4 protein-coding genes are annotated in these 13,725 nt (G+C 44.1%); all 4 read left to right on the top strand.

Features of this window, described 5'->3' with window-relative positions:
- Positions 1 to 73 precede the first annotated feature (73 nt).
- The 4 genes from QR40_RS13865 to QR40_RS13850 all read left to right on the top strand — a co-directional run bounded on the left by QR40_RS13865 (position 74) and on the right by QR40_RS13850 (position 13,673).
- Positions 74 to 1,096: a uroporphyrinogen decarboxylase family protein gene (locus QR40_RS13865; protein WP_044295551.1), complete on the top strand. Its 1,023-nt coding sequence runs from the start codon at positions 74 to 76 to the stop codon at positions 1,094 to 1,096.
- A gap of 151 nt (positions 1,097 to 1,247) precedes the next feature.
- On the top strand, positions 1,248 to 2,381 hold the full coding sequence (locus tag QR40_RS30910) for a uroporphyrinogen decarboxylase family protein (protein ID WP_152614214.1): 1,134 nt from the start codon (positions 1,248 to 1,250) through the stop codon (positions 2,379 to 2,381).
- Between the two features lie 45 nt (positions 2,382 to 2,426).
- Complete coding sequence (locus QR40_RS29865) at positions 2,427 to 4,193, top strand: hypothetical protein (RefSeq protein ID WP_052430851.1); 1,767 nt, start codon at positions 2,427 to 2,429, stop codon at positions 4,191 to 4,193.
- Between the two features lie 54 nt (positions 4,194 to 4,247).
- Positions 4,248 to 13,673: an InlB B-repeat-containing protein gene (locus tag QR40_RS13850; protein ID WP_044295547.1), complete on the top strand. Its 9,426-nt coding sequence runs from the start codon at positions 4,248 to 4,250 to the stop codon at positions 13,671 to 13,673.
- The last annotated feature ends 52 nt before the right edge of the window (positions 13,674 to 13,725 follow it).

Below are 13,725 nucleotides of genomic sequence, written 5' to 3'. Positions count from 1 at the left end.
AGGATATGAAGTTATCATAATAATGCCCATCTCTTTGGTGGGCATTATTCATAAAAAACAAAGAGGTGACATCATGACTTCAAAGGAGAGAGTGATAAAAGCAATAGAATTTTCATGTCCCGATCGAATTCCTTATAATTTTGATTCTAACCGGACCCCAGCAATACCGGAAAAGTACGGTGATGACTTTGAATGGGTATTTGTAGATCAATATCAACATGCTGCTGAATCTGCCTCTGGGAGAAAAAGCTGGAAAACGGAATGGGGTATAGTGTACGAGACGATACATACAGAGTTGGGAGAAGCGGTTGATTTTCCATTATCGGACATCTCAAAGGTATACGAATATCAGATTCCCGATTTTACAAAAGAAGAACGGTACGCGGAGCTTGAGAAGGCTGTAAACCAGAATGAAGAAAAATATATTCTGGGTATGTTTCCACATTTTCTGTTTCTGCAAATGCTGGATCTGGTTGGATTTGAAAATCTGATGTATGAGTTTATAGACAGCCCGGATGAGATTGAATACTTAATCGCAGAGCTGACCGGAAGCTGCCTTCGTGTGGTGGATTGTATGCATGATCGCGGTGTGGACGGAATGATTGCGATTGAGGATCTGGGTGTACAGGATCGACTGATCATCAGCCCGGTTTTATGGAGGCAGATCTTTAAGCCGGCATATAAAAAGATTATAGAAAAGCTACATCAGTATGGTATGCATTTCTTTATCCATTCCTGTGGATATATTATGGATCTCATTGAAGATTTTATTGAAATCGGAGTAGATGTGGTTCAAATAGACCAGCAGGACAATATGGGAATCGAAAACTTGAGTGAAAAATACAGAGGAAGAATCTGCTTTTTCTGCCCATGTGATATTCAGACGATATTGCCAAATGGTTCAAAGGAGCAAATCGAAGAGAGTGTGCAGAAATTAATCCATCTGCTGGGCAGCGAAAAAGGTGGATTTATGGCAAAAACTTATCCACAGCCGGAATCCATCTGTCTTCCAGAGGAAAGTGTAAAGTATATGTGTGAACTGTTCAAACGACATGGAGCAGGAGAGGAAGGAATCAAGGTTGAAAGAAAATTATGATTATAGAAAGGATGCCAGGGTGTGATTCTTTCAACCTGTTTTATTGTGGCAGTATTGCAGGCAAGCCTGCAATATGCGATGGGTATAAGGTTGAAAGAAAATTATAATATAGAAAGGATGCCATGGTGTGATTCTTTCAACCTGTTTTATTGTGGCAGTATTGCAGGCAAGCCTGCAATATGCATTGGGTATAAATATGAATAGCTATGAGCGGGTGAAAAATACCATTCTGCATCAGCCGGCAGACCGCGTGCCCTGTGATTTCATTGCGGAGGATATAGTCTGGGACCGGATGAAGGAATATTTCAAAGTGAATACCAGAGATGCAGTGCTGGATATTTTAGATATTGATTTACGTTCGGTCGGTCCCAGATACATTGGACCTGAGCTTTTAACTGATGAGCATGGATATGAAGAAATTATTGTAAGCGGAGGACCCAGAAACCGGAAGATCTATAATGATGCAGGAGACTATACGACAGCGATTGCATATCATCCCTGGGGTGATATCGAAGAGATCGGAGACCTGGAAGGAAGAACCGGATGGGATGGGAAAATGGAATGGTGGGATTTTTCCAATATCGAAGAGGACATTGACCGCATCAATGAAAACGGCCGGCGATGGATTAAGACTCACGGAGATCCATCAGGCCTGCAGCATCTCACTATGTGGGCAGGTGATGAGAAGTTTCTCTGTGACTTGATTGCAGATGAAGAACTTGCCGTGGCAATGATCGAAAAGCACAATGAAATCCGTCTGGAACATGCCCTGAAGACACTGGAAGCGGGAAAAGGAAAAATTCATGAGCTGGATGGGGGCGGGGACTATGGTTCTCAGGCGGGGCTGCTGATCTCCAAAGAGATGTTCCGTAAGTTTTTTAAAGATCTCTATGTAAAATTTTATAGAGAGATCAGGAAAAACTTCGATGTAGAGATTTTTTTCCATAGCTGCGGGAGTATCCAGGAATTAATTCCGGAACTGGTGGATGTTGGCGTAACCATCTTAGATCCCATTCAGGTGAGTGCAAAAAATATGGATATTGAAGTGATAAAAAGAAGATTTGGAAATCAATTAACCTTTCATGGCGGAATTGATGTACAGCAGGTACTTCCTTACTATACGATACCTGAGCTTCGGAAAAATGTGAGAAACAGCATAAAGGTGCTTGGGGAAAATGGCGGATACATCCTGGCACCTACACATAATATTCAATTTGATACAAAAATTGAGAATATTATTGCAATGTATGAAGAAGCACAAAACCGTGTCATTGCAAAATTATGATGATTTTCAGACTGCTTGGCGAAGAATTCAGAAAGGAAAAAGAAAATGTCCAGAATACAAATTAACATAGAAAACTGTACCGGTAAGGAATATGTACTTTTCCCCGCCTGTGCGTACAAAGGGAATCAATTTGACGTTCTGCCAAAAGAATATCCTCCGCTATTAGAGCCGGAAGAAATGGGGGTGAATCTAAATACCATAATCACGGATGTGCCGCGTTTGAATAAGGATGGAAGCGGCAGGATAGAAGTAACCACGGGAGATGTATCTGTGCCCTGCGTTGGAATCTTTGTGCAGGCGGAAAAAAAGGCTGTTTTTGTATTTACCATTCAGCAGATCAAAGGCAGAAATATAGGTCTTGCCTATGAAAAAGGGTGTGTCACTTTGACCTGGCCGGCATATCGCGAGATGATATACCGATGGCCGCATATGGTTAAAAATGATGAAAAATATATGGATGAAGAGGCTGAAATCCCATTTCAGAAATTAGAAGTGCCCTGCAAATCAATAGCAGAGTTCTACGAGATTTTCTTCCGGAACAGAAAGCTAATGAAACTGAATGATGAACTGCCGGACGAACCTTCCTGGGAAGAACTGAGACAGATTCAATTAGAAAAGCATAACAGCATGAACTGGTTTGAAGAAGGTCAGTTTTACGGGAGCACTACTACAGGAAGTGAAGGAAATGCCTGGGAGACAGGCTGGGTAGGCGGCGGTATCTCCAGTTACGCTCTCATGAAGCTTGGGGGAAAAACGGAATACGAAAGGAGTATCAAAACGCTCGCGCATTTATTTCGTCTGCAGGGAGAAAGCGGCATATTCTATTCCGGGAGTAATGCAAAGGGCGAAGTAATAAAGGAAAAAAAATACGAAGAAACAGACGGACTGAGGGAGTTCAGCTCAGTCCGGGACAGCGGTGATGCACTTTATTTTCTCTTTCAGCACTTTGCGCTTATGAAAGAGGTGCCGGAAAGTATGAGAAAAGGCACAAAGGGATGTGCTGATGCATTTGTAAAATTATGGAATACCTATGGGCAGTTGGGACAATTTGTAAATGCGGTGACAGGTGAAATCCTGGTGGGGGGATCCGCAGCAGGAGGCATTGTTCCGGCTGGTCTGGTGTCTGCATATGAATATTTTGGTGACCGGAAATATCTCGATGCGGCGGAAGAAATTGCAGCTTTTTTCTATCATAACTTTGTAGAAAGAGGATACACAACCGGAGGACCAAATGAGATTTTACAATGTCCCGACAGTGAGAGTGCCTTTGCGCTTCTGGAAAGTTATACAGAATTGTACCGGGTTACATTAAAGCCCGAATGGCTCTCTTATGCAAAGACAGCGGCGCATCTGTGCAGCAGCTGGGTAGCTGCTTATAATTATGAATTTCCGCCGGCCAGTGAATTTAACAGACTGGAGATGAAGACAATCGGCACAGTCTTTGCCAATGTACAGAATAAGCATTCTGCACCGGGAATCTGTACCTTATCGGGGGGCAGCCTTAAAAAGCTCTATGATTGGACAAAAGAAGAAGGCTATCGCCGGCTATATGAGGAAATTACCATTACAATCAGCCAGTATATGTCTACGGATAAAAGACCTATTTATTCCTGGGACGTTCCGAAAGATGCGACTTCCAAAGGGCTGAATCATGTAACGGTACCCCGGGAGAAACTTCCGGCAGGATTTATCTGCGAGCGTGTGAATCTGTCCGATTGGGAAACGGACAGATGTGTTGGGGGTGTCTTTAATGGGAGCTGTTGGAGTGAGGTGAGTAATTTATTGGTTTTAACGGAACGCTTAGCACAGTAAGTTACTAAGGTTCCGAAAGCAGTAAAACACTATATAATATGGAGGAAACCCAGGATGAAAAAGAGAGTGATAGCACTTGTATTATCAGTATTTATGGTTTTAAATCCGTTAACGTCTTATGCAGCAGCTCCGGAAAAGACGGAAGCTTCGGAAACGACGGAAGTCCCGGAAACGACAGAAGTCCCGGAAACTATAGAAGTCCCGGAAACGACGGCAGTTACGGAAACTACAGAAGTCCCGGAAACTATAGAAGTCCCGGAAACGACGGCAGTTACGGAAACTACAGAAGTCCCGGAAACGACGGCAGTTACGAATACAGCAGCAGCTTCGAATACAGCAGCGGTTACGAATACAGCAGCAGAATCTGTGGCTGTAGCAGACCGGTTCCTGCTAAATTATCAGGAAATCAGTATAAATATGGAAAGCGGTTATCCATTGCCTTTATATCTGACAACGGGATATTACACGGAACCCAGCGGTACCGGAAAGATTACGTGGAGCAGCTCTGATGAGTCCATTGTAGCTGTTGATGGAGAAGGCCGCGTAACCCCGGTCAAACCTGGTGAGGCAATTATAAAGGCAGTACATAAAGATTATGCCGGAAAAACGGCGCAATGCAAGGTAACAGTTTATCAAAGCAAAGAATGTGAGACATTTTATTATGTGTCACCACAAGGCTCTGACAACAATCCGGGTACGGAAGCACAGCCTTTTCAGACAATCCAGGCAGCCAGAGACACGATTCGTGGACTGGATCAACTTCCGGATGGCGGAATCACAGTCCTGTTAGAAGACGGGAAGTATTATGAACAGGAGACAATTGTATTCACACCACAGGACAGCGGTACACAGGAGAATCCGATTGTATATAAAGCCAGAAACGAAGGGAAAGCGGTCATTACCGGCGAGGTACCAATTACAGGCTGGGGAAAAGCTGAAGACGTGGAGGGCATGAATCTGGCGGCAGAAGGAAAGCTGTATGTGGCTGATGTAGATCAGGGCTGGCGTTTCCATGATTTGTATGTAAATGGAGAGCGTCAGCAGGTATCGCGCAGCTTCAATACGGATAAATGGCGGGACTGGCCTGTGTTTTACGGACGGGCACCACTTAGTTATGATCCTGAGAAAGGCGCGCGGGTTGTATTTGGGGACGGTGAGCTGGATGGCCTTGACGGAAATGAGGATGTAGAAGTGGTTCTGCTTCCTGTTATGTACTGGAATACGATTCCCCTTGTAAAACACATTGATTCCAGTAATAATACGGCATATCTCCAATCCCAGATCCCCTCCAATTTCTGGCCGGACCATTTTGGTACTGGTGAGGGCTATTATAATATCATCAATACTCTGAAATATCTGGATCAGCCCGGTGAGTGGTGTATCGACAGCCAGGCGGGAAAGGTCTATTATTGGCCTAAGAATGAGGAAACAATTAATACGGATGAAATTGCAGCTCCAAAACCCTATGAGCTTCTGCGTCTTCAGGGTGACGGCATTGATGAAGATTTCAAAAATATGGTAGAGTATCTGACCTTTGACGGAATTACGTTCCAGTATACAGACCGTCTGCCGGAGAATGAATTTCCAGAAGACTGGATCATCCGAAATGCAGAGAACCCGGATGCTGCCATTTACTTTGACGGAACCAGAAACTGCCGTTTAATCAATAATGAAATACGGCATTCAGGAAGCTATGGCGTTACCGTGAACCACTACGGTCAGAATAACGAAATCCTTCATAATCAGATGCACGATCTGGGAAGCGGCGGTGTGCAGCTCTATGGATACGGGGTAGGAACTGTTGATGTAAACTATAATAATATCGTGATGTACAACTCTATTTATAACATGGGTGTGGCGCCGTATCAGCATGCACCCGGATTAGGTGTTTTTGGAAGCGGCACGAACACGATGGCATTCAATTATATTGCAGGGGCTCCCTATGCGGGTATTTCCATTGTGGGAACTGATGAAAACTCAATCAGCAGGACAAAACCGGATACACGTGCAGCTTATGATATGTTCGGCAGACAGAGCAGCCAGTACGGCATTCGGTTTGAAGATCTGAACCAGCTGCCCCAAAGCGAGCTGGACGGTAGTAACGGAGAATATTTTTCCATTGGAAATCTGGCACAAAAATATCAGCATTCGGAAAGAAATGTGGCTGAATATAATATCTTAGAAGATTATTCACAGTCCATGGATGACGGAGGTGCATTATATTCCTGGTATTGCGGACTGGGGAATGTGTATGCCTATAATGTACTGAAGGAACAATTGGAGGGCTCCAGAACATGGGTATTCTGGCAGTACATGGATGACCGGGCAATCGGGTTTACGTTACAGAATAATCTCTGTACAGGCAACTTTAATGCAACGATTGATAAATCCTTTGCACCGTATTCAAACAGGCGCGTTGATAATGTCTACGCTAAATTCCCTCAGGTTCCCGCAGGATATGATGTGCAAAAGGAAAAAGTATTGGATAACGTGCAGGATGCTATGGGGGGATATAAGCTGGCAGAAACGAAAAAGCCTGCAATTCTCAGCCCGGAAAATGGCAGTGAAAATGCTAAAATTCCAACCACAATCGTTTTGAATCACTGTGAAAATGCTTCTCTCTATAAGATAGAAATCGCCACAGATGAAGCATTTAAAAATATTGCAGAGACAATCGAAACCCGCCTAAGCGTTGCGACTACGGATAAGCTGGAGTATGATTCTTCATACTATGTCCGTGTGACGACCAGAGAATATTTAGGCACTCCCCAGGTGAGTGATGCTGTGTCATTTAAGACGGCAAAACAATCAGCCCCGGATGAAGTGCTCCGTAATGCAAAGCTGACAAATGATATTGATGCCGTTCTTGTACAGTGGACTCCTGTGGCAAAGAACAGGGTAAATGTATATCGGAAAGCGGAGGGGGAAGCAGACTATACACTGATAGGAGAAAATGTGGAAGGCAAGGGCTTCCTTGACAGCCAGATAAAAGAGAAAACAACTTATACATATCAGATAGCGGGAGTAAATGCTTCCGGAGAAGGTCCGCGCAGTGAAGAATTGAAAATTAACACGCGGGAACTGAATATGCTGTTCAGTGATGATTTTGAAAATGAAACCATTAGTGACCGGTGGACGGATCAGTCCGGAAAGCAGACAAATTTAAATCCTGCAGATGCTGTTGTAAAGGATGGAAAATGGGAACCTTCCGGCAGCTGGCGTGAATATTATGTGGGACTTAATAATAAGGATTGGGACGATTATGCAGTAGAAGCGGACATTATATTCAAAGATCTGCAGCCGGGTGCAGAGAACTATTCAGCATTCGGGTTAATCACACGTGCATCCACGGAAAAGGGAAGAAAATTCTATCAATTTTTGATTCGTTCAAATGGACAAAAGCAGATGGAACTTCAGAAGGCGGATGGTAATTACTGGACGCAGCTTGCAGCTGTAAAAATGAAGGAAAATCCGGTACCAGGAACGCTTTACCGTATGCGGGCGGAAAGTGTGGGAAAATCACTTCGTATTTATCTGAACGGAAGCTTGTTTGCAGAAATTGAGGATGAATCTCTTACCTATGGAGGTATCGGATTCGGGTATGGCAAGGATTATATATCCGTTGATAATGTGAGAGTTTCTCAGCCAAAGCAATATAAGATCCATGTGGATGAATCTATGAAAGGCGGAACTGTTACTGCAGATCAAAGCCAGGCTGCCCAGGGAAAACCGATATTCCTTACCGTGAAGCCGGATAAAGGCTATACATATGAAGAGGGATCACTGAAAGTAAACGGTAAACAGCTTACAGATACCTTGTTCACTATGCCGGGTGAAGATGTAACGGTCACTGCTTCATTCCGATTAGCAGCAGCAGATGGAAACCGGATCTATGTATCACCGGATGGTTCCGATGACTCGGGCAATGGCTCTTTTGAAGCGCCTTATCAGTCATTGGCTATGGCACAGGAGGCTGTGCACAATCTGGTGGCAAAAGGATTGGACAGTGATGTGCAGGTAATCCTGAGAGGCGGAAACTATTATCTAAAGGATGCTGTTCATATCGGTCCGGAGGATTGTGATGATACTTATCGAATTACCTATAAAAATTATGAAGAGGAAGAAGTACGTGTTGTAGGAGGTTCTCCCGTTACTGGATGGACAGATAAAGACGGGGACGGCATTTATGAAGCTGATATTACCGGTCGGGAAGGATTTTATTCTCTGTTTGCAAATGGAGAACGCCTGCCAAATGCCAAAGAAGTGAAGTGGCAGAATGTTAAGGTTGAGGATCAGACACATATGCAGGCTGTATTAGGAGGTGCTACCAGCTGGTTTGGCGAAGTGCTGAAAGTAACTTCAGTAAATGGCAGCAATCTGGCAACCGATTTTCCAGGGGGGCAATTCTCCGGAGGAGTGCAGTATCTGCAGGGTGCAAAGGAATATATCAATGAGCCGGGTGAATGGGCGATTGCAGGCAGCACGCTTTACTACAAACCGTTAGATGGAACGTTGCCGGAAAACAGTGAAATCATTGCACCGTCCACAGACAGAATTTTTTATCTGCAGGGAACAAATGAAAATCTGGTCCGGAATATTACAATTGACGGATTGCAGCTGGAAATGAATGGATTCGGGGAAAATCTGCTGGCACATGCCGGTCGCAAAGGTGACAAGACGGAGGAATATGAGAGCAACCTGAAAGGTATTGTTGATTTGGACAATACATCCAACGTTACCGTAAGCAATTGTATTCTGAAGAATGCCGGATATATGGCGGTAGTGATGAACCATTACAGTCAGGAAAATACAATCTCCGGAAATGATATCCAGAATACCGGATATGCGGGAATTTTCATGATAGGAGAAAATCCCGGAAGCTTAAATTATATCAACAAGAACAATACGGTTACCAACAATAGAATTAAAGATGCAGGGAAATTCGTCAGCCATGGATCTGGGATTTATCTCATGAACAGCGGAGATAATACGATTACGCATAATAATATTTCAGAAGTTCCACGTTATGGAATTTCCATGAAGGGTGTAAGGTATGGTGTCTTTTCTGCAATCGGTGTAGATGTACCGTTTGAAGATCATTGGAAATATAACCAGACAATGAATAATTATATCGGGTACAATACCATATTCAATACCGGTATCCGTTCCGGTGACGGCGGGGGAATTGAAGGCTGGGGAACCGGACGGGACAACTGGATCGACCACAATATTATCTATAATGCATACCGTGGGGTAGCGACTACCGGCTGGAGGGGACATAGTATTTTTACGGACGATGCCACCCATCACACCATGGTAACCAACAATGTTATATACGATGAAAATGCAGTTTCAGTTAACGCGGGAACGATGATGAAGAGTATCTCCAACTATGTGGCAAATAATGTGTTTGATATTGGATATGCCTATAATGGTGCAGCAAATATCGGGCCGTATATTGAGCCGAGCGGAGGCATGGCATTCAAAAATAATATTGTTTATTCGAATACAGGCGGAACTTTGCATAATAACGGTACGTGGAGTGAAGACGGAGCGGGAGATCGTGTTCTTCTGAAATTTGATGATGGCTCCTATAATGTATCGGGTACAGCAGCGCTGGATTCTCTAAGCGTTATGGACAATAACCTCTACTTCAATGCAAAGGGCAAGGCGGAATTTGAGGTGCTGGGCAGCAAACTCAGCCTGTCAGACTGGAAGCAAAGCAGTAAAAATAAGCATAAATATGACCAAAACAGTATCATGGAAGATCCGCAGTTTGTGGATGCCCAAAATCGTGATTACCGCTTAAAAGCAGACTCACCGGCAATGGCAATTGGAATTTCTCCAATAGATACAAGCGGAATTGGATTATTGCCGGAATTCCGTTATGGTGATAAGAACGATACACCGAAAATATTATTTATATCGGCTGAAGATAACGGTCAGGCATCTGCGGCAGTCAATCCGGGTCAAACGATTCAGATGTCGGTATCAATGAGAACCGAAAAAGGCTATTCCGTGGAAAATCCGGAAGGGACAACCTTTGCCAGCAGTGACGAATCAATTGCCTCGGTAGGAGAAAATGGGCTGGTCACAGCAATTGCTCCGGGAACCGCAGTCATAACGGCAGAAGGAAAAGGTCTGAGAGACCAGTATACAATCTATGTAGGAGAGCAGGGAGCGGAATTGACTGCAGATGACGTGAACCTGGTACTGGAAAAGAATGACACCGCGTGGATTGATGTGAAGGCTAAGACCTCGGCAGGACATTTTGTATTACCGATAAATATCAGCTATGAATCCGGCAACGAAGAAGTAGTTACTGTTGATGACAGAGGATTTCTTAAGGCACAGGCAGAAGGTGAAGCTGAGATTCGGATACAGGCATCAGTTAATGGAGAAAATCTGACTAAGGATGTGAAGGTAAGTGTTCATAAGACGGCCATTCAAACGAGAGATCTGTATGAAAAGGCAGATGCAGTAACGGCAGATACTTATGGAAATGGTGCTGTTAACCAGGGAACCAAGGCCGGGATGGATAAAAACGGAAGCTACGTTGCATTTAAGAATGTGGACTTCAAAGAAGGGGCAAAAAGGTTCACAGCAGTCTATGAGACAGGAAATTTATCAAGGGTTGGAAGCATTGACCTGCGATTGGATTCCAGCACAGGTCCATTGATTGGCAGAGTAGATTGCGAAACTACAGGAGCATGGGGAATTTCCGGACAATCCTGGATTGATGTAAATCCGGAACAGGTGAAAGGACTCCATGACTTATACATTGTTGCAAATCCAGGAGCTTTAAATCTGGTTAATTTACAATTTTCACAAAAGGATGCAGGATCAAGTGTTCAGAGCCTGGAGCTGACCGGTGAGGATATTGTATGTGCACCTCAGGACGGGGAAACAGAATATACATTGACCGCATTAACATTGGATGATCTGGGTTACAGGACAGAAGAAAAGTCAGTTACCTGGGAACTGGATGGAAATGCTGCCAACATTTCCATAGATGAGACAACCGGAGTATTAACAGTTGGTATACCGGAAGAAAAGGAAACGAATCTTGTCATTAAGGCAGTATTAAATTCTGATCATTCTATAAAAGCTGAGAAACCGGTAATGGTTTATGACGGTACTATCGTTGAATTGAAAGGTGCCGAGGCTGATGAGAAGAGTTCTACAGCTGCTGATGGAGTCAGCGGGGTGGCATTTCAGGGAAAAGATGCCTATATCCTCTATAAGAACGTGGACTTTAAAAATGGTATAGAAAAATATCAGGTAAAATACAGCTATCCGAATGCCAGAAATATCCTGAAACTGCATACCGGATCTGCTGCAGGTGAAGTGTTCTCTTCTGTATCACTCAGCAGCGGAAGCTGGGCGAATTATGTAGTCACAGACCAGAGTATATCAGAAGGATGCCCTGTGGGAATACAAGATCTGGCAATTACACAGAGTGACTGGCTCAATTTTCACTGGATACGTATGTTCATGCCGAATAACAGAGTACCAGTACAATCTTATGAAATTACAATTGATACCAATATGACAAATGGAGAAATTGAGAGTGATAAGACGGAAGCGGTAGCAGGAGAAGAGGTAAACCTTACCGTTGAACCTGATGAAGGCTATATTCTGAAAGAGGGAAGCCTGAAGGTTAACAATGGTGATGTGGAAGTGACTGACAACAGGTTTATCATGCCGGAACAGGATGTAATGGTTACGGCGGAATTTGAACAGCAGCCTGCACAAATGCATACAGTCACCATAGATCCGGCAATGGAACACGGTAGAATTGAGGCAGATAAGACAGAGGCAGCAGCAGGAGATACAGTTACGCTGACGGTTACACCGGAAGAGGGATATCTGCTGACCGAGGGAAGTCTGCAAGTGAATGGCGGTGAAGTAGAAGTAACAGATAACAGCTTCCTTATGCCGGAACAGGATGTAATGATTACGGCAGAGTTTGAACAGCTGTCTGCAGAAACGCATACAGTTACGATTGACCCGTCTATGGAACACGGAAGAATTGAGGCAGATAAGACAGAGGCAGCAGAAGGAGAGACAGTTACACTGTCGATTATTCCGCAAGAAGGATATATGCTGACAGCGGGAAGCCTGAAAGTAAATGACGGCGCCGTAGAAGTGGCAAATAACAGCTTTGTTATGCCAGGGCAGGATGTTACGATTACGGCAGAGTTTGAACAGACGACAGGAGAGATGCATACAATTTCAATTGATCCTGCTATGGAACACGGAAACGTCGAAGCGGATAAATCAGAAGCAGCAGCGGGAGAAATGGTTGCGCTGACGATTGTACCGGAAGAAGGATATCAGCTGAAAGAAGGAAGCCTGAAGGTTAATGACGGCGCTGTGGAAGTGACAGATAACAGCTTCCTTATGCCGGAACAGGATGTAATGATTACCGCAGAGTTTGAACAGCTGGCAGCAGAAACGTTTAAAGTAATTATAGATCCGGCTATGGAACACGGAAACGTTGCAGCAGACAAACCGGAAGCGGCAGCTGGAGAATTAATTACGCTGACGGTTGTACCTAATGACGGATATTTCTTGAAAGCAGGAAGTCTGAAGGTCAATAATGGAAATGTGAAACTGACCGGCAGCAGCTTCGTTATGCCGGAACAGAACGTAAACGTCACCGCAGAGTTTGAGCAAAAGACAGTAATCACAACTTACAAGTTAGCATTTGACCCAAGAGGCGGAAAAGTAAGCCCTGCTTCGATTACGGTAACAAAGGAAGCAGCATATGGCAGGCTTCCGGTTCCGTCAAGAGAAGGCTATTCCTTCAAGGGCTGGTTTACCGCAGCATCGGGCGGAACCCAGATCAGGGAAGGCGAAGTATGCAGGTTAAACGCAAATACGACTGTCTATGCACAGTGGAGCAAGTTGATCCTGAAGAAACCAGGAAAGCCAACCGGATTAAAAGCATCCAGACATAAGTCAGGCAGCCTTCAGATCAGCTGGAAGAAAGCATCGAATGCCAAGGGCTATGTTGTATACCGATATAACAGCACTGCAAAGAAATGGACAAAAATAAAGACTACAACATCCACGAGTTATGTGGATACGGGACTGAAATCAGCATCAGACTACAAGTACAAGGTAAAGGCATACAGCCAGCTTGGAAAAGAAAAGAAGTATGGCTCCTGCTCATCCGTAATGACCACGGCAACGGCACCGAAAAAACCTCATCTGCTTAAAGTAAAGAAAGACGGAAAAGGAAAAGTCACCATTAACTGGAGCAGAAGGTCAGGAACGGACGGATATGTGATCTATATGAAGACAAATAAAGGTGATTATAAGAAGATAGCTACAAAATCATCCAAAGTTTCTTCCTATACCAAATCCGGATTGAAAAAGGGCAGAACCTACCGGTTTAAAGTAAGAGGATACAATAAGGCGGGAAGCAAGAGAATCTATAGTTCGTATTCTGACAGTAAGAAAATAAACTTTTAGTATTTAGTTCAGCTGCAGGCCCATGTGGCCTGCAGACACAGAAACAAGGAAA

The organism is Robinsoniella peoriensis (genome assembly GCF_000797495.1).
Taxonomy (GTDB): domain Bacteria; phylum Bacillota; class Clostridia; order Lachnospirales; family Lachnospiraceae; genus Robinsoniella; species Robinsoniella peoriensis.
Note: the sequence above shows the minus strand (reverse complement) of the source record. Positions and strands in the feature narration are given on the sequence as shown.